General features: G+C 63.8%; 22 protein-coding genes. 10 read left to right on the top strand and 12 right to left on the bottom strand.

Going from position 1 to position 17278, the window contains the following annotated elements; genetic code table 11:
- Positions 1-7 precede the first annotated feature (7 nt).
- The 3 genes from AX702_RS13610 to AX702_RS13600 are packed head-to-tail and all read left to right on the top strand — an operon-like array spanning position 8 to position 2265.
- A complete protein-coding gene (locus AX702_RS13610) occupies positions 8-823 on the top strand; it encodes a TrmH family RNA methyltransferase (RefSeq protein ID WP_066780419.1) in 816 nt (271 codons plus the stop codon).
- A 5-nt stretch (positions 824-828) separates the two neighbouring features.
- Positions 829-1299 (top strand): RNA pyrophosphohydrolase, encoded by a 471-nt coding sequence (locus AX702_RS13605; RefSeq protein WP_371262857.1) that lies wholly within the window; start codon positions 829-831, stop codon positions 1297-1299.
- Between the two features lie 57 nt (positions 1300-1356).
- Positions 1357-2265 carry a DUF481 domain-containing protein gene (locus AX702_RS13600; RefSeq protein ID WP_331710407.1) on the top strand — a complete coding sequence of 303 codons (909 nt, stop codon included), beginning with the start codon at positions 1357-1359 and terminating at the stop codon, positions 2263-2265.
- A 54-nt stretch (positions 2266-2319) separates the two neighbouring features.
- Here AX702_RS13600 and AX702_RS13595 read toward each other — a convergent pair whose 3' ends face one another.
- From AX702_RS13595 to thiE, 4 genes are all read right to left on the bottom strand, one after another.
- Positions 2320-3132, bottom strand: a complete 813-nt coding sequence (locus AX702_RS13595) for an inositol monophosphatase family protein (RefSeq protein ID WP_066780415.1) — start codon at positions 3130-3132, stop codon at positions 2320-2322.
- Positions 3133-3268: 136 nt separating this feature from the next.
- A complete protein-coding gene (gene efp / locus AX702_RS13590) occupies positions 3269-3832 on the bottom strand; it encodes an elongation factor P (RefSeq protein WP_066780413.1) in 564 nt (187 codons plus the stop codon).
- Between the two features lie 164 nt (positions 3833-3996).
- Positions 3997-4590, bottom strand: a complete 594-nt coding sequence (locus AX702_RS13585; protein WP_066780411.1) for a M23 family metallopeptidase — start codon at positions 4588-4590, stop codon at positions 3997-3999.
- Positions 4591-4777: 187 nt separating this feature from the next.
- On the bottom strand, positions 4778-5455 hold the full coding sequence (gene thiE / locus AX702_RS13580; RefSeq protein WP_066780410.1) for a thiamine phosphate synthase: 678 nt from the start codon (positions 5453-5455) through the stop codon (positions 4778-4780).
- 114 nt (positions 5456-5569) lie between these two features.
- Here thiE and AX702_RS13575 point away from each other — a divergent pair, with 114 nt between their 5' ends.
- Positions 5570-6232, top strand: a complete 663-nt coding sequence (locus AX702_RS13575; protein WP_197420606.1) for a fasciclin domain-containing protein — start codon at positions 5570-5572, stop codon at positions 6230-6232.
- 37 nt (positions 6233-6269) lie between these two features.
- Here AX702_RS13575 and AX702_RS13570 read toward each other — a convergent pair whose 3' ends face one another.
- The 3 genes from AX702_RS13570 to pgsA are packed head-to-tail and all read right to left on the bottom strand — an operon-like array spanning position 6270 to position 7524.
- Entirely contained in the window at positions 6270-6704 is a 435-nt protein-coding gene (locus AX702_RS13570) for a molybdenum cofactor biosynthesis protein MoaE (protein WP_066780406.1), read from the bottom strand.
- Positions 6701-6958: a molybdopterin converting factor subunit 1 gene (moaD, locus tag AX702_RS13565; protein WP_066780404.1), complete on the bottom strand. Its 258-nt coding sequence runs from the start codon at positions 6956-6958 to the stop codon at positions 6701-6703. Before moaD ends, AX702_RS13570 begins: the two co-directional genes overlap by 4 nt.
- Complete coding sequence (gene pgsA / locus AX702_RS13560) at positions 6958-7524, bottom strand: CDP-diacylglycerol--glycerol-3-phosphate 3-phosphatidyltransferase (RefSeq protein ID WP_066780402.1); 567 nt, start codon at positions 7522-7524, stop codon at positions 6958-6960. The genes moaD and pgsA overlap by 1 nt, the downstream gene beginning before the upstream one ends.
- Before the next feature lie 113 nt (positions 7525-7637).
- On the opposite strand from pgsA, the gene AX702_RS13555 reads away from it, so the two are divergent.
- The gene (locus AX702_RS13555) at positions 7638-8933 is read left to right on the top strand and encodes an MFS transporter (protein ID WP_066780400.1); all 1296 of its coding nucleotides are present in this window, start codon (positions 7638-7640) and stop codon (positions 8931-8933) included.
- A gap of 6 nt (positions 8934-8939) precedes the next feature.
- Here AX702_RS13555 and AX702_RS22600 read toward each other — a convergent pair whose 3' ends face one another.
- The gene (locus tag AX702_RS22600; protein WP_197420605.1) at positions 8940-9101 is read right to left on the bottom strand and encodes a hypothetical protein; all 162 of its coding nucleotides are present in this window, start codon (positions 9099-9101) and stop codon (positions 8940-8942) included.
- Between the two features lie 88 nt (positions 9102-9189).
- On the opposite strand from AX702_RS22600, the gene AX702_RS13550 reads away from it, so the two are divergent.
- Both AX702_RS13550 and AX702_RS13545 read left to right on the top strand, forming a co-directional pair.
- Positions 9190-9714 (top strand): gamma carbonic anhydrase family protein, encoded by a 525-nt coding sequence (locus tag AX702_RS13550; protein WP_066780479.1) that lies wholly within the window; start codon positions 9190-9192, stop codon positions 9712-9714.
- Between the two features lie 80 nt (positions 9715-9794).
- Entirely contained in the window at positions 9795-10763 is a 969-nt protein-coding gene (locus tag AX702_RS13545) for an NAD(P)H-dependent flavin oxidoreductase (protein WP_066780399.1), read from the top strand.
- Between the two features lie 132 nt (positions 10764-10895).
- On the opposite strand, the gene AX702_RS13540 is transcribed toward AX702_RS13545, so the two are convergent.
- Positions 10896-11171, bottom strand: coding sequence for a DUF3297 family protein (locus AX702_RS13540; protein WP_066780397.1), 276 nt, complete (start codon positions 11169-11171; stop codon positions 10896-10898).
- A gap of 116 nt (positions 11172-11287) precedes the next feature.
- Positions 11288-11641, bottom strand: a complete 354-nt coding sequence (locus tag AX702_RS13535; protein WP_066780395.1) for a hypothetical protein — start codon at positions 11639-11641, stop codon at positions 11288-11290.
- Between the two features lie 138 nt (positions 11642-11779).
- Here AX702_RS13535 and AX702_RS13530 point away from each other — a divergent pair, with 138 nt between their 5' ends.
- Complete coding sequence (locus AX702_RS13530) at positions 11780-12184, top strand: EVE domain-containing protein (protein WP_066780390.1); 405 nt, start codon at positions 11780-11782, stop codon at positions 12182-12184.
- A 35-nt stretch (positions 12185-12219) separates the two neighbouring features.
- On the opposite strand, the gene AX702_RS13525 is transcribed toward AX702_RS13530, so the two are convergent.
- Entirely contained in the window at positions 12220-13287 is a 1068-nt protein-coding gene (locus AX702_RS13525) for an oxidoreductase (RefSeq protein WP_066780388.1), read from the bottom strand.
- Positions 13284-15107, bottom strand: coding sequence for a translational GTPase TypA (typA, locus tag AX702_RS13520; protein ID WP_066780386.1), 1824 nt, complete (start codon positions 15105-15107; stop codon positions 13284-13286). Before typA ends, AX702_RS13525 begins: the two co-directional genes overlap by 4 nt.
- Before the next feature lie 226 nt (positions 15108-15333).
- On the opposite strand from typA, the gene AX702_RS13515 reads away from it, so the two are divergent.
- Together AX702_RS13515 and AX702_RS13510 are read left to right on the top strand one after the other, a co-directional pair.
- Positions 15334-16545 carry a toxic anion resistance protein gene (locus tag AX702_RS13515; protein ID WP_066780384.1) on the top strand — a complete coding sequence of 404 codons (1212 nt, stop codon included), beginning with the start codon at positions 15334-15336 and terminating at the stop codon, positions 16543-16545.
- Positions 16542-17258, top strand: a complete 717-nt coding sequence (locus AX702_RS13510; RefSeq protein WP_066780382.1) for a hypothetical protein — start codon at positions 16542-16544, stop codon at positions 17256-17258. Before AX702_RS13515 ends, AX702_RS13510 begins: the two co-directional genes overlap by 4 nt.
- Positions 17259-17278: the final 20 nt, after the last annotated feature.

The raw sequence follows: 17278 nt of genomic DNA, 5'->3' as shown, positions 1-17278 counted from the left end.
CAAGGCAATGCCTCGTATCATTACCGCCTTCTCCAATCCGCTGGTCAAGCGCATCCAGGGGCTGCGTGAAAAGCGGCACCGCCGCGAGGAAGGCATGTTCGTGGCCGAGGGGCTGCGCATCCTGACGGAGGCGCGGGAGACCGGGCGCCTGCCGCAGTTCCTTTTCTACACGCCGGCCAGCGCGAACCATCCGCTGGTCACGGCGCTCGTCACCGAAGTGGAACGTGCCGGTGGTGAGGCGATCGAGACATCCGATGCGATCCTTTCCAAGCTGTCCGGCAAGGATAATCCGCAATCGGTCGTAGGCGCCTTCGCCATGTTCGACACGGAACTTGAGGCGCTGGACAGGGCGGCGAGCCCGATCTGGCTCGTGGCCGAGCGGCTGCGCGATCCTGGCAATCTGGGCACCATCCTCAGGACCGGCGATGCGGTCGGCGCTGGCGGGCTGATCCTGATCGGCGATTGCGTCGATCCTTTCTCGACCGAGGCCGTTCGGGCAAGCATGGGTGCCCTGTTTACGGTGCCGCTCGTCAGGACCACGTGGGACGCGTTCCTGCCGTGGCTTCGCTCCGGCCCGGGACAGCTGGTTGGCCTCAGCCTCCGAACGGACAATCACTATCGCGCCGCCCCTTATGCCGCGCCTACGTTTCTGCTCACCGGCAACGAAGCGCAGGGCCTTCCGGCCGACATGGAGGACGAATGCGATTTGCTGGTCAAAATGCCCATGCTCGGAAAGGCTGACAGCCTCAACGCCGCCGTTGCGACGGCCGTGATGGCGTATGAGGTCCTCGCCCATTCGGACAATCAAAGGCTGTCGCAGTGACTGAAATGCTCGATCTTCCCTATCGTCCCTGCGTCGGCGTGATGCTCTTGAACCGCGATGGTCAGGTGTTTGTCGGTCAGCGTCTCGATACCACGCTTGAGGCGTGGCAGATGCCGCAGGGCGGGATCGATCCGGGTGAGGATCCGCGCGACACGGCCATTCGGGAGCTCGGCGAGGAAACCGGCATCAGCCCGCAACTCGTTGAGCTCGTCGCCGAGGCACCGGGAGAGTTCCGCTACGAACTTCCCCCGGAGTTGATCGGGAAGGTGTGGAAGGGCAAGTATCGCGGTCAGGTACAGCGCTGGTACCTGTTCCGCTTTCTCGGCCGGGACAGCGATATCCACATCCAGACCGCGCACCCGGAATTTCGTGCATGGCGTTGGGCCGAGCCAAAGGACCTGACGTCGCTGATCGTTCCGTTCAAGCGCGCTTTGTATGAGGAAGTGCTGGCGGCATTTTCAGCTCATCTCGCCTGAGCCACCGTCCATCCGCCGCTTCTTCTCCTCCTCCCTTACCGTGAGTAGCGGTTGACCGTGATCATCGCCCTGCTTCTTGCCTCATCAAGCTTGCCGGGCGACGGGTCCGGTACGGACGCCGCCGATCAGGTGCGGATCCCGCCGCCGATCCGCGCCATGCTGGATGCCGCGATTGCTTCAGGCAACGAGGCGGAGGTTTCCACGATCGTCAAATATGCGCGCGCCGCTGATCCGGCGAGTGGGGATGCGGTGCTTCGTATCGCCGACGAATGGCGCGCCGTTCGCGCGAAGGATCGTGAAGTCCGCATCGTTCGTGCGGGTTGGACCGATCTGTGGACCGGGCGCGCGGAGTTGGGCGGCTTCATCAGCACCGGGAACACGAGTACCGCGGGGGCCACGGGCATCCTCGATCTCACGCGCGAGGGGCTGGAGTGGCGGCACAAGCTGCGCGGCCAGGCGGACTTCCAACGCAGCCTCGGGATCACCACGCGCGAGCATTACCTCGCGGCCTATGAGCCGAACTGGAAGATCGACTCTCGCCGCTATGTTTATGGCGCGCTGCAATATGAAAGCGATCGGTTCTTCGGCTATTCGGATCGTTACTCGGCATCGGCCGGTGCCGGCTACAGTGCGGTGCAGACACGGGCACTGACGCTCAATCTCGAACTCGGACCGGCGTTCCGGCACACGCAGTTCACCGATGCCACGATCGAGAGCAGCATCGCGGCACGTGGCAATATCGATCTGGATGTGAAGCTGTCGCCCGGCCTCTCCGTAAGCCAGGACGCCTCGGCCTACCTGCAGCGGTACAACTCGACCGTCAGCAGCACGACAGCGCTTGCCGCAAAGCTGGTGGGCCCCCTGTCAGCGCAGATCAGCTACACTGTTCAATATGAAAGCGAGCCGCCGGTCGGACGCGTCTCGACTGACACGACCAGCCGGGCCTCACTCGTCTACACGTTCTGATCAGATGTCCTGGCTGATGAGGCGCGGCCGTCATCGGACCGCGCGCTTGGGTCATTAGCGCAGCGCGCCGGCCAGCAACTTGTGCAGCTTTGAATGAAGGCCGTCGTTGGCCGCCAGAAACTCGCTGCGCTCGATCGAGCGGTCGCCGCCGCGGAAGTCGGTAACGAAGCCACCAGCCTCCTTCACCAACAGCATGCCCGCCGCTGCATCCCAGATCTTGAGCTTCGATTCCCAATAACCGTCGAACCGGCCAGCCGCGACCCACGCCAGGTCGAGCGCCGCCGAGCCGAGGCGCCGGATCCCGGCAACCTGGGGAGCAATCGATCCGAAGATACGGGTCCATTCGGCAAAATCGCCATGCCCCATGAAGGGAATGCCGGTCGCAATGACCGACTCAGTCAATTCGCGGCGCGAGGATACGCGCAGCCGCTGATCCTGCAGCCAGGCGCCGCGCCCCTTCTCGGCCCAGAAGCTCTCGTCCGTTAGCGGCTGGTACACCAGCCCGGTCGTCACCTCCCGCTTGCCGCTGGGCAGGGGTTCCTCGACGGCGATGGAGATCGCGAAGTGCGGGATGCCGTGAAGGAAGTTCGTGGTGCCGTCCAGCGGATCGATGATGAACCGCGGCTTGGATGGATCGCCGGCGATCTCGCCACGCTCCTCCATCACGAAGCCCCAGTCCGGCCGCGCCTTCGACAATTCCTCGTACAGGGTCTGTTCGGCGCGCTGGTCCGCCATCGAGACGAAATCTGCAGGCCCCTTGCGGCTCACCTGAAGGTGCTGAACTTCGTTGAAGTCACGCCGCAACCGCGGCGCCGCCTTGCGGGCGGCACGTTCGATGATCGTGAAAAGACCGGAATGGGATGGCATCTCGACAACTCCCCCCTCCCGCTAAGGAGGGGTCGTGGGCTTCAACAATCCGGGGCTTGTTCATGGCGAAGATCGCCATGTCCTTCGGCAGCACTCCCGCCAGTCCCGGTCCCTCCCGAGCGGGAGGGAAAAACAATCAGTCCGCGCGGCGGACGTAGGTCTGCTCGTAAACGTCCACGACGATCCGGGTTCCGCTGGAAATGTGCGGGGGCACCATCACGCGAACGCCATTGTCGAGAATCGCAGGCTTGTAGCTGGAAGAGGCGGTCTGCCCCTTCACCACCGCATCGGCCTCGACGATCGTTGCTTCGATCGTGTCGGGCAGCTGAACGCTGATGGCTTCCTCTTCATAGAGCTCCATCACCACGTCCATGCCGTCCTGCAGGAAAGCGGCCGCATCGCCGAGAAGATCGCGCGGCAGCGTCACCTGATCGTAGGTTTCCTTGTCCATGAAGACCAGGCCGTCGCCGTCCGCGAACAGGAACTGGAAGTCCTTGGTGTCGAGCCGTACGCGCTCCACCGTCTCTGCCGAACGGAAGCGGACGTTGTTCTTGCGGCCATCGCGCAGGTTCTTCAGTTCGACCTGCATATAGGCGCCGCCCTTGCCCGGCTGCGTATGCTGGATCTTCACCGCGCGCCAGATGCCGCCTTCATATTCGATGATGTTACCCGGACGGATGTCCACACCGCTGATCTTCATGACTTTTTACTGCCCATTCTCCGTTCGGGCCGAGCAGATCGAATCCCTTGCTCCCCTTCCCCAAGAGGAGGCGCCCGAGACGGAAATCCTGGACATGCAGGCGATCAGGGCAGGTTTCGACCAGCTCAGGGCAAACGGCAGTGTTGAACTGGAAGGCGGTCGCCCTAACGAACCTTGCGCTTTCCGGCAAGCAGCGGGTACGGATTGACTGGTGTTCCCTCATACCATTTGTCGCCGGGTCCCATCTGGCTGACGGCAAAGTGGAGATGGGTATTGCCGGCGCCGGCGTTCCCCGTGTCGCCAACATAGCCAAGCAACATGCCCCTGGTTACCGGCGCGCCCTCGCGCAGTCCGGGCGCGTAGCGGGCGAGATGCGCATAATAATGGCTCCAGCGTCGCCCCGGCGAGCGCACATATAGCGTCGTACCGCCTGCCTTGCTTTGGAACATCTTCTCGACTGCGCCTGGTGCGGCCGCGAGGACGGGCGTGTTCGCGGGCGCGATGATGTCAATCGCCTGATGGCGCCGGCTCCCCCCTCCTCGTGAGTCTCCCCACGTGTCCGCAAGCTGCCTAGGCGCGATCCCGGCTACCGGCACCATCAACGGGGCTGCGACCGAATTGCCTGCTGGCGAAGGCGCCGCCACCGTGCTGGTCGCCGCTGGTGATCGCTTCTCCGACGGCCCGAACGACAACATCGACGCGAAGCCGGCGATAGCCAGCAGGATCAGCGCTAGGATCGTACCGCCCAGCCTGGTCATTCAGCGCGCATCCGCCACGCGGAACGCTGACCCGACCAGCGATCCACGTGACTTTGTCTGCCCGTCAGATCGAACGACGACATCAGGCCGGAAACAGGCCAATCTTCGCCAAAGCGGAACGTCTGGATGGCCGAGCACGATCATTCAACGGCCGTCGGCGTGCCTGGTTGCGGCCGCGACACGGGGCTCAGCCGAGCGCTTCACCAAACGCCCGTACCGCCGCGGCTTCATCGCCGTTCCACACCGCGCCGGACACCGCAATGAAGTCCGCGCCCGCCGCGACCAGCGGACGCGCTTTGCCCGGTGTGATCCCGCCAATTGCGACACAGGGAAGCTCGAACAGTGTCGACCACCAGGAAAGGATCACTGGCTCGGGGTGATGCTTCACTTCCTTGGTCGTCGTCGGATAGAAACTGCCGAACGCCACATAGTCCGCGCCCGCCTCGCCGGCTTCCATCGCCATGTGCCGGCTGTCGTGGCAAGTCACACCGATCTGAACATCAGGACCAAGCGTCGCTCGCGCCTCGCGCGGATCGCCATCTTCCTGGCCGAGATGGACGCCATCGGCACCCAGTCTCTTGGCCAGCGACACGCTGTCATTAACGATAAAGGCCACGTCCCGATCGGCGCAAATGCGCTGCAGCGGCTCCGCAAGCCGGGCTGCCTCGTGCTGGTTGACGTCCTTTACGCGAAACTGAAACGCCGCCACGGGCCCCGCGTCCAGTGCCCGCGCCAGCCGGTCAGCAAAGTCACCTGCCACGTTCAATGGCGAGATCAGATAAAGTTGGCACGGCGGACGTTTGTCATCGCGCTGGAAGGCGGCTGCGAACTGGGGATCCAGCGGGCCAAGGGGATCGTCGATCATCCCGCTCGCCTAGCGCTCAACCGCGACAGACGGAAGCCGCCGCGGGCTGTCCGGGGCAACGAACCGGCGGGACAACCGTTGTCTTCTATGTATCGAGCCATACACAGGTGGTCCGTGACCAAAGCCCTGCCCCTTTCCGTTCTCTCCTTCAGCCTACTCGCCGCTGCGTGCGCGCCGCAGACGAAGATCGTTTCCGCCCCGGTGGGCGCGCCTGCCACTGCTACAGCCGTGGCCCCGGTTCGAGCCACAGCGCCGGTGGACCGGATCACCGCGTTGGCCGCGACCGCGATCAATCCGCGGCTCGCCGGTGCGGAGATGCTGGGCACGCGCACGATTGCGGGCAATTGCGCGGCGGCGCCCAATCTTCAGACGCTGTCGCGCGCGCTCTTCGCCAGTGACGCCGGTCGCTCGCTTGGCGCCACCGGCCCGGTGACGGTATTCGCGCCAAGCGACGAGGCATTCGGTCGCATGCAGCCACAGGTGGTCAACGCGCTTCTTCAACCAGCAAATCGAGCGACGTTGAACAAGCTCGTCAACTATCACGTCGTGGCCGGCGCCATGACGCTGGAGCAACTGCGCGCGAAGGTCGATCAAGGCCGTGGCACCGCCCGCCTCGCGACCGTTGAAGGTGACACCCTAACCGTCACGAAGGAGGGCGCTGCCGTGGCTCTGACCGACGCGCAAGGCAACAAGAGCTATGTGCAGACGCCGGACGTTCAGCAAGCCGATGGGGTGTTTCACGTCATCAACGGCGTCATGGTGCCCCACTTGGCCTGAGCCCCTAGAGCGAGAGACGTTGCACTGGCAGCGCGCCTTACGACCGCCACTTCGCCGCGGACTGGTCGTCGCTGGCGCGCGCCTCTACCCAGCGATGCTGCCCCGCCACCTGCTCGCGCTTCCAGAACGGCGCATCGGTTTTCAGCCGATCGATCAGGAAAGCGCAGGCTTGCAGCGCCTCTGCCCGATGCGATGCGCTGGTAGCGACAAAGACGATCCGGTCGCCCGGCACCATCCGGCCTACGCGATGCACGATGGTGGCACCGGCAAGCGACCACCGCTGCACCGCTTCTTCGGCAAGCACCTGCAACGCTCGCTCAGTGGCGCCCGGATAATGCTCCAGCATCAGCTCCGTCACGCCATCATCGGCGCGCACCATGCCGGTGAAAGTCGCCAGCGCCCCATCCAACTCGGCCCTCTCCTGCTCCGCGGCCACATCGATCGGCGACAGGCTGACCAGAATGCGGATCATCCGCCTGTCACCGGCGGAAAGATGGCGATCTCCTTCGCGCCGGCAATCGCCATGTCCAGCGTGACGAAATCCTGGTCGCGGGCAGCCCGCAAGCGATCCGGCTCGCTTAAGGCGGCGGCATGGCGATCCGACCGCCCGGCTAGCCAGCGGATCAGCGCAGCGATTGTTTTGACGTCATCGGGCGGGCTCACCACCTCTTCCGCAAGACCGATCCGCTCGCGCACCCAGGCGAAGTAAAGCACCCGCATCGCCATCAATCCATGTGCTTCAGACCGACGCGCAGGTAGTCCCACCCGGTCACGATCGTCAGCACCGCGGCGCCCCAAAGGGAAACAAGCCCGACCAGCTTGATCCAGCCAAGATCCGGCAGGGCGCCCGCCAGGATCAGCGCGCCTAGTGCCACCAGCTGCAGCGTCGTCTTCCACTTGGCCAGTCGGGATACAGGCAGCGATACCTGCAAGCCGGCCAGAAACTCGCGCAGCCCCGAAACGGCGATCTCGCGTAGCAGGATCACCAGCGCGGCGATGATATGCACCCCGGTGATCACCGCCGTGTCATTGTGCCGCGTCCCTACCAGCATCAGGATGACAGCCGCGACCATGATCTTGTCGGCGATCGGATCCAGGAACACGCCTAGGCGCGACACCGCTCCCTGCGCACGTGCGAGATATCCGTCGAAATAGTCGGTGATCCCCATCAGGCAGTATAGGCCGAAGGCGATGGCGAACCCGGCGTGCCATGTCGGCCACCACAAGAACGCCACCAACGCGGGCACCGCGACGATTCGCGACAGGCTGAGCAGATTGGGCAACGTAAGCACGATTGCTGACTTAGCTCAGCAAGCCGGTGGCGCAACCCTGCCGGGGTTGGCAGCGGTAGCGACGAGCGGCTATGTCGAATGCTCATTCTGCCACAGTCGGGCTACCTCCTGCCATGATCAATGCCCTCGGGCTTCTCAAACGGCGGCGCTTTTTGCCGCTTTTCGTCACCCAGTTCCTGGGCGCCTTCAACGACAATCTATTCAAAACCTCGATGGTTCTCTTTGCGACCTACGAGATTTTCGCGAACGAAAAGCAGGAAAGCTTCTTCAACGCCCTGGCTGCGGGCCTTTTCATCTTGCCCTTCTTCCTCCTGTCCGCCCTGGCAGGGCAATTGGCGGACACCATGGACAAGGCGCGGATCATCCGCGTGGTCAAGATTGTTGAATTCGGCATCATGGCACTCGGCTGCGGCGGTCTCTTGCTGGCCCGCACGGGGCAGGTCACGCTTCCCGTCGTGATGATGCTCGGCGCGGTGGTCGGCTTGGGTATTCACTCAACGTTCTTCAGCCCGATCAAATATGCCATCCTGCCGCAGCATCTTGAGGATGACGACGTGCTTGGCGGCACGGGTCTGGTTGAGGCGGGAACCTATCTGTCGATCCTGCTCGGCACCATCCTCGCCGGGTTCATCTACGAATCGATACCGCTGATCGCCGGGCTGACCTTTCTCGTGGCGCTTCTTGGCTATCTAAGTGCCCGGATGGTTCCTCCCGCGCCGCGGCTAGGGCCGCCGCTGACGCTCGATCACAATCCGCTGCGGGCGTCGTGGCGATTGGTGGCGGGCACGATGCACATCCCGCGACTGTTTCTGGCGATCTGCGCCATCAGCTTCTTCTGGACGATCGGGTCCGTCCTCGTGGTCATCTTCCCGCCTTTGGTGAAGAACGTTCTCACCTCCGACGCGAGCGTCGCCAGCCTGGTATTGGCCATCTTCTCCGTCGGGGTCGCGATCGGTTCAGTCGTCATCAACCTCATGCTGCGCGGCCATATCTCGGCGCGCTATTCGCCGGCCTCGGTGATCGCGATGGGCGTAGCCGTTCTCGGCTTCTGGTTTGTTGCCTCAAGCTGGGAGGGAGCGCCCGCGGGAACGCTGTTCGACATCGCCGGCTTTCTGAGGCACCCGGGCGCGCCTTTGGTGCTGCTGACGCTGATGTTCGTGGCAATCTTCGGCGGCATGTTCGTCGTGCCGCTCTACGCCTTCCTCACCACGACCGTTCCAAAGGACCAGACGGCGCGAACCGTGGCGGCGAACAATGTCGTGAACGCAGGCGCGATGACGATCGGCTCGGCTGCGGTCGCCGGGATCACCGCGCTAGGTGCCACGGCCAGCCAGTTGCTGTTGCTCGTGGCCGGCATGTGCCTTGTTTCGGCATGGATCGCACAGCGCCTGCACCGCGCCTGCGACTAGCCGCGATCACATGATGAGGGTGTAGAAGCAGATGAAGAAGGCGGTGAAGCTCAGCACGAACAGCTTGAGGTCCTGATCGTCGCTGTGCTTCGGCTGCGCGTCTTCCGAGACCAGCATCCGCCGGATGGGATGGCGGGCGGCCCGCTCGGGGATCAATCGTCGCTGCATTCCCCCATGGTTAACGAGCCGTTTACGTTTTGGAACTGCCCTGAAGAAGTAATCAGGCGAGTGTCCAAGGTTGGTACAGGAGAGGATGATGCCGCTTTACGAGTTCCGGGGCCAACGCCCCACCTGCCACGAAACGGCCTGGGTGGCTCCGAGCGCTGATATCGTGGGAGACGTTCAGCTGGCCGAAGACACCAGCGTGTGGTTCGGGGCGGTGATCCGCGGCGACAACACGACCATTCCCATCGGCGCGCGCAGCAACATTCAGGAGGGCGCAATGCTGCACTCCGATCCGGGATCACCGCTGACAGTGGGCGAGGATTGTACCATCGGCCACCATGCGATCCTCCACGGATGCACCATCGGTGACCGGGTGCTTATCGGCATGGGCGCGACGATCCTCAACCGCGCGCACATTCCGGATGATTGCATCGTCGGGGCGAACGCGCTTGTCACGGAGGGGAAGACCTTCCCGCCGCGTAGCCTCATCGTAGGCAGCCCGGCTAAGGCGGTCCGCTCGTTGGACGACCAAGCCGTCGCCGGCTTGAAGGTGTCAGCCGCCCATTATGTCGAGAATGGGCGGGCCGCCGCGTCCGGTCTGAAGCGCATCGACTGATCCGACGCACGCTGCACAAGTGTAATCGGCGCGGGCGGGCCGGCTGGACAGGTGATTACTCACCCGACATAACCTGACTTATGTCAGTTCCATCGATCCTCTCCCGTCTGCGCCTGCCGGTCATCGGCTCGCCGCTGTTCATCATCTCCGGTCCGGATCTCGTGATCGCGCAGTGCAAGGCCGGTGTCGTCGGCTCCTTTCCTGCGCTGAACGCCCGTCCGCAGGGGCTCCTCGACGAGTGGCTGCACCGGATCACCGAAGAGCTTGCGGCACACAATCGCGACAATCCCGATCGCCCGGCGGCGCCCTTCGCCGTCAACCAGATTGTTCACAAGTCGAACGATCGTCTGGAGGCCGATCTCGCCACGTGCGAAAAGTGGCAGGTGCCGATCACCATCACGTCGCTCGGCGCACGGGAAGAACTGAACCAGGCCGTCCACAATTGGGGCGGCATCACGTTCCACGACGTGATCGACGATCGCTTCGCGCGCAAGGCGGTCGAGAAGGGAGCCGACGGCCTGATCCCCGTCGCGGCGGGCGCCGGCGGGCACGCCGGGCGACTTTCGCCCTTCGCCCTCGTCAGCGAGATCCGTCAGTGGTTTGATGGCCCCGTGGCGCTTTCGGGGTCGATCGCCACCGGTGACGCCGTACTCGCCGCGCAAGCCATGGGCGCGGACTTCGCCTATATCGGCTCACCCTTCATCGCTACCGAAGAGGCGAATGCCGACCAGCGCTATAAGGAGGGGATCGTCGAAGGCCGCGCCGCGGACATCGTCTATTCGAACCTCTTCACCGGCGTTCACGGCAATTATCTACGCGGCTCAATCGTCGCTGCCGGCCTGGACCCAGATAATTTGCCCGACGGCGACTATAAGACGATGAACTTCGGCCAGGGGGACAATGCGCCCAAGGCCAAAGCGTGGCGCGACATCTGGGGTTCGGGCCAGGGCATCGGCGCCGTTCAGAAAGTGGAGTCGGTCGCCGACCGGATCGACCGGATGGAGCGGGAATATAACGCGGCCAGAGCGCGGATCGGTCTCGCTGCCTGATCGGGCCGCCGCGCATCCGCTGCGGCCGTTCCCGCTGTATCGACGTTGCGAACCTGGCCGGCGACGGCCGGGTTCGCAGCGATCACATCGGTTTATCGGTGACCCGGGAGGCTCAACCGACATCACGAAGCGTCAGTCGGCCTGGCTGTCTTCGCCATCCGTCGCGCCGGCGACGTCTTGGAAATATGCCTCAACGCGGCCATTCAGCTTGATGGTAAGCGGGCGCCCGCGACGATCCACCTTCTTGCCCAGCGCAACCCGGATCCAGCCTTCGGAGATCGAATATTCTTCGACATCGGTCCGCTCGACACCCTTGAAGCGGATGCCGATGCCGCGTTCGAGCGTCGGCTGGTCGAAATAAGGGCTCGAGGGATCGATGGAGAGATGATCAGGCGGTGTGTCGGTCATGGCAGCGCGACTAGACGATCACTGCGTCAGCCCCAATAGGAAAAGCGGCGCGGGAGAATGGATCTCCCGCGCCGCCCCCTGCGTGCCCATTCAAACAGCTTGCCGGGTCAAGCCGATCAGCGGCAGACCCGAACTGGCACCCGACCGCCGTAATAGGGGTCCCAGCGCCACTGGCGAAAGCACCGCGGCCCGCGCCATGCCGGCCGGTAGGCATTGTAATAAGGCTGCGGATAATAGCCCCGATACCCGCGATAACGCGGCGGATAATCATAATATGGTCCGCGATTGCTCGATGCGATCGCCGCACCCAGACCCAACCCGACAACGCCGCCGATCAGCGCGCCGGCAGCGACATCCGACCCGCGGTCATGACGATGGCCCCAGCGCTGCGCCGTCGCGGGCGTAGCCGTGGCAAGTGCCGACGCGGCCAATGCCGTGCCCAGGCCCGCTTTCATCAGAAATCCACTCATCTCGAACCTCCTAACACAAACGCTCGGTCCGCTCTGAAGGTGTAAACACACGATGCCGTGAGCGTGTTCAATGTTATGGGCGATTCGGGCTTAACCACCGCGGAATGCGGCGTTCATGATCGGTTTAGGAAAAAGTAGATGCGTTTCTGGTTGTTGAGGTCGGAACCGGATGTGTACGGGTGGGATCATCTGATTGCGGATGAAGGCACCGAGTGGGACGGCGTGCGAAATTACACCGCACGCAACTTCATCAAGGAGATGGAGCCCGGCGATCAGGCGATCTTCTACCATTCGAACAAGGAGAAAGCTGCCGTCGGAACGATGGAGATCGTGCGTGCCTGGCAGCCCGATGGTGAAAAGGGCATCTGGGCATCGGTTGCCGTGAAGCCGCTGACGAAGCTGCCCTGCCCCGTCCCACTCGCCACGATCAAGGCGGAGCCGCGCCTGGCGACGCTGGAGGTTCTTCGCCAAAGCCGCCTTTCGGTCACCCCGGTCAGGGATGAAGAATGGGCGGTCCTGATGGAGCTTGGCGGCCTGTCGTGAACCGAGAAAGGAGCGTGTGGCGCTCGCACCCGGCCTTAGACGTCCGCGAACGCCATCTGCTCTGCCGGGGTCAGGCTGAGCGGCATTGCACGCTGCTCCGAGGACGAACGCAGCGCAGCCTCTATCACCGCTGTGGTTGCAAGTGCCTGGGCGAGTGGCACGGGGCTTTTCGCACCACCACGTATTGCGGCAACCACACCGCGGTAGAAGGCGCGCTGGTCTCCCGCCGGTGCCGGTAATTCTGTCCGCCCACCCTCATCATAACGGACTAGCGGGTCTTCATCCCTGCCCCATCCCGGCGAGCCGGGCACCACCCCGGCCAGCAACTGCGCTTCCTGTTGATCCGCGCGTTCCTTCACCAGGCTGCCTGACGTGCCATGCACGATAAATCGCGCGCTGCCGCCTGCCGCCAGCATGCTCGCGTGCAGGATCACCCGCTTGTCGGGATAGTGTAGAATGGCATGTGCCCAGTCGTGCGCCGACGCGCCGGGGCGAAGAATGGCAAGGCTCGCCTCGACGCGCTCGGGCAAGCCGAACAGCTGAAGGGCTTGGTCCACCAGATGCGGCGCCAGATCGTACCAGATCCCGCCGCCGCCTTCAGGCCGTTCTCGCCAGCGATCGCGCACCTGCGGGCGAAAGCGGTCGAAATGACTTTCGAAATGGACGGCCCGGCCGATCGAGCCACGTTCGATCGCAGCGCGAACTGCCAGAAAGTCGCTGTCCCATCGCCGGTTCTGGAATACTGCAAGCAACCGCCCGCTCCGGCGTGCCCGTTCATCGACGCCGCGCGCCTCATCCAGCGTCAGCGCATACGGTTTTTCGACCACGACATGCTTGCCCGCCTCAAGCGCTTGGCAAGCGATTGAGGCGTGGCTGTGGTTCGGGCTCGCGACCACCACCAGATCGACATCCTGACGCACGAGCAAGTCGGCCACGGACCCAACGACCGGGACAGGCCCGAGCTGAGCGGCGATCGCGTCGCGTTGCGAAGACGCAATTGCCGCAAGCTCGATCCCCTCGGTCGCGCCGATCAGCGGGGCGTGAAACGTCCGCCCCGCATAGCCAAAGCCGATCAGGCCTACCCGGACCGGCCGGTCACTCACGCCGCTTCGGCAGACCGCTTCATCCGCTTGCGCTCGTTCGGATCGAGGAAGCGCTTGCGAAGGCGGATCGTCTTCGGCGTCACCTCGACCATCTCGTCATCGTCGATGTACGCGATCGCCTGCTCCAGCGTCATCTTCTTCGGCGGGGTGAGGCGGACGGCATCGTCCTTGCCGCCCGAGGCGCGGAAGTTGGTCAGCTGCTTCGCCTTCATCGGGTTGACCTCAAGGTCTTCCGTCTTGGCGTTCTCGCCGATGATCATGCCCTCGTAGAGCGCCTCGCCATGGCCGACGAACAGGATGCCGCGATCCTCGAGCGGGCCGAGCGCATAGGCCTGTGCCTCGCCCGCGCCGTTCGAGATCAGCACACCGTTCTTGCGCCCCTCGATCACGCCCTTGTGCGGGCCGTACTTCTCGAACAGCCGGTTCATGATGCCGGTGCCGCGCGTGTCCGACAGGAATTCGCCGTGATAACCGATCATGCCGCGCGACGGCGCCGAGAAGGTGATGCGCGTCTTGCCACCGCCCGACGGGCGCATGTCGGTCATTTCGGCCTTACGCAGGTTCATCTTCTCGACGACCGAGCCCGAATGCTCCTCGTCCACGTCGATGATGACGGTTTCATACGGTTCGGTGCGCTTGCCGTTCTCGTCCTCGCGGAACAGCACGCGCGGGCGGCTGATGCCCAGTTCGAAGCCCTCGCGGCGCATCGTCTCGATCAGCACGCCGAGCTGAAGCTCGCCGCGGCCGGCAACTTCATAGCTGTCGCGGTCGGACGATTCGGTCACCTTGATGGCAACGTTCGACTCGGCCTCGCGGAACAGGCGGTCGCGGATCATGCGGCTCGTCACCTTGCTGCCCTCGCGGCCAGCCATCGGCGAATCGTTCACCGCAAAGCGCATCGATAGCGTCGGCGGGTCGATCGGCTGCGCCTGGATCGCCTCGGTCACGCTGGTGTCGGCGATCGTGTTCGACACGGTCGCGACGGTCAGACCGGCGAGGCTGATGATGTCGCCGGCGCGCGCTTCGTCGGTCGGCACGCGCTCCAGGCCCTGGAAGGTCATGATCTTGGAGGCGCGGCCGGTCTCGATCACCTTGCCCTCCATGTCGAGTGCGTGGATCGGCTGGTTCACCTTGACGGTGCCCGAGTTGACGCGGCCGGTCAGCACGCGGCCGAGGAAGTTGTCGCGGTCGAGCAGCGTGACGAGGAAGGTGAACGGCGCATCGACGTCCAGCGCCGGCGGCGGCACGTGATCGACGATCTTCTGGAACAGCGGCGTCAGCGTGCCCTCACGGCGATCGGGATCCTCGCTGGCATAGCCGTTGCGGCCCGAGGCGTAGAGCACCGGAAAGTCGAGCTGCTCATCGCTGGCGTCCAGGCTGACGAACAGGTCGAACACCTCGTCCAGCACTTCCTGGATGCGCTGGTCGGGGCGGTCGACCTTGTTGACGACGACGATCGGGCGCAGGCCAAGCGCCAGCGCCTTGCCCGTCACGAACTTGGTCTGCGGCATCGCGCCTTCCGACGAATCGACCAGCAGGATCACGCCGTCGACCATCGAGAGGATACGCTCCACCTCGCCGCCGAAATCGGCGTGGCCCGGCGTATCGACGATGTTGATGCGCGTGCCTTCCCACTCGATCGAGGTCGGCTTGGCGAGAATCGTGATCCCGCGCTCCTTCTCGAGGTCGTTCGAATCCATCGCGCGCTCTTCGATGCGCTGGTTCTCTCGAAAGGTGCCCGACTGGCGGAACAGCTGGTCAACAAGCGTGGTCTTGCCATGATCGACGTGCGCGATGATGGCGATGTTGCGCAAATTCATACAAATTCCTGGATGGCCACCACGGCGCGGCAGCGTTGCGGGCGCGCATAGCCGAAACGACCCGAAAGCGCCAGCCTTCGCGCTCGCAGCATCGTCATGCCGAGAATCACATGTCGAGCACCGCTCTTCTCACGCTTTGCGCAGTCTCCACAGCGTATTATATGACTGATACACTTGAACGAAGACCCGTCTGCCGCCATCCTGACGGCAACGCTGGAGGAACCACATGGCGAGCACCCCCGACACGATCACCGCGACCGAGCCGGCGCTGACGCTCACGCCCCCCGATCCGGTGCCGACGGTCGCTGCGGAAAAGGCAGCCGGCCTCGTTCCGGTCGATGACGGCACCAAGTCCAAGCTGGAGGAACGCGCCGACTATGCCGTTCAGCAGCTGATGGAGCGGGATGCAAACAGCCCGGAATTCGGCAAGGTGGTCGATGCAATCACCAACATGGGCGCGAAGGAAATCCGCGACGCGGCCGGCCAGTCCAACCGCTTTCTCGATCGCCCTGTCCGGGCGATGGATCAGGAAACCGGCGTGGGCAAGGATCTGGCCCAATTGCGCCGCGTCGTGGAGGATCTCGATCCGGGCAAGAAGGGCAATCTTACCGCCCCGCAGAAGCTGTTCGGCATCATCCCATTCGGGAACAAGATGCGCAACTATTTCGACAGCTACAAATCCAGCCAGACGCACATCGCCTCCATCCTGAAAAGCCTTGGATCAGGCAAGGACGAGCTCCTGATGGACAATGCGTCCATCGACACCGAACGCGCCAATCTATGGAGCGCGATGGGCAAGCTGGAGCAGATGATTCAGCTGTCGAAGATGCTGGATAGCAAGCTGGAGGACAAGGCGAACGAGCTGGACGCGACCGACCCGGCCAAGGCCAAGGCGATCCGCGAAAGCGCGCTCTTCTACGCACGTCAGCGGACCCAGGATCTCCTGACTCAGATGGCGGTGACCGTTCAGGGCTATCTGGCGCTCGATCTGGTCAAGAAGAACAACGTCGAGCTGATCAAGGGCGTGGATCGGGCATCCACGACGACGGTCGCCGCGCTGCGCACTGCCGTGACCGTCGCGCAGGCGATGACCAATCAGAAGCTGGTGCTGGAACAGATCACGCAGCTGAACAACACCACTGCCGGCATCATCGATTCGACCGGCAAGCTGCTGCGGTCGAACACCGCCCGGATCCACGAACAGGCGGCAAGCTCGGCCATTCCGCTGGAAACACTCCAGCGTGCGTTCCAGAACATCTACGAAACGATGGACGCGATCGACACGTTCAAGTTGAAGGCGCTCGATTCGATGAAGAGCACGGTCGACACACTGTCGAACGAGGTGGAAAAGTCGCGCGGCTATATCGCCCGAGCGGAAGGCGCCGCACAGAACCGCGTCGGTTCCTCGCCTGAAACCTTCAAGCTGGAGGCGCTGTGACCTCTTACGATACCGACGACGCGCTTGCGCGGGCACGTGGCACGCTCGATCGGGTCAGGCTGCAGTCGTTCGAGCACGTGCCGGTCCGCCGCCGACCGCGAGAGGGACGCAGCCTTGCCAAACGCGTCGCCGCCATCGGCATTGCCAACGCCGCCATCCTGATTGCCGCTGCTGTGATCGGGCTGGCCGTGGCTCCTCTGGGCCTGTTCGGCGCGCTTGCAGTGATGATGGTCATGATGGCGGTGACGCTGGCCATTGCCTTTGCGCCAGGGCCCAAACCGGTGACGCACGAAAAGCTTGCCAAAAGCGAGTTGAAGGCATTGCCAACCCAGACCACCCGCTGGCTCGATGCGCAGCGGCCGGCCCTGCCCGCCCCGGCGGTTCAGGTGACCGACCGGATCGGCCTGCGACTGGATACGCTCGGCAAGCAGCTGGCGTCGGTGGAGGATGACACGCCCGCGGCGCTCGATATCCGGCGCCTGGTCGGCGAGCAGCTGCCCGAATTCATTCGCGACTATCAGCGCGTCCCCGCGGACCTTCGGGATACCGAGCGTAACGGCAAGACACCCGATCGGCAGCTGGTCGAAGGACTGGAACTGATAGAGCGCGAAATCGGCCAGCTAAGCGAGGAGCTGGCGCGCGGCGATCTCGATTCGCTGGAAACGCGCGGCCGCTTTCTGGAAATGAAATACAAGGACGGTGACCCGGCCTGACGTGATTTGTCAGTCTTCGG

This window comes from Sphingomonas sp. CCH5-D11 (genome assembly GCF_001557395.1).
GTDB lineage: Bacteria > Pseudomonadota > Alphaproteobacteria > Sphingomonadales > Sphingomonadaceae > Sphingomonas.
Note: the sequence above shows the minus strand (reverse complement) of the source record. Positions and strands in the feature narration are given on the sequence as shown.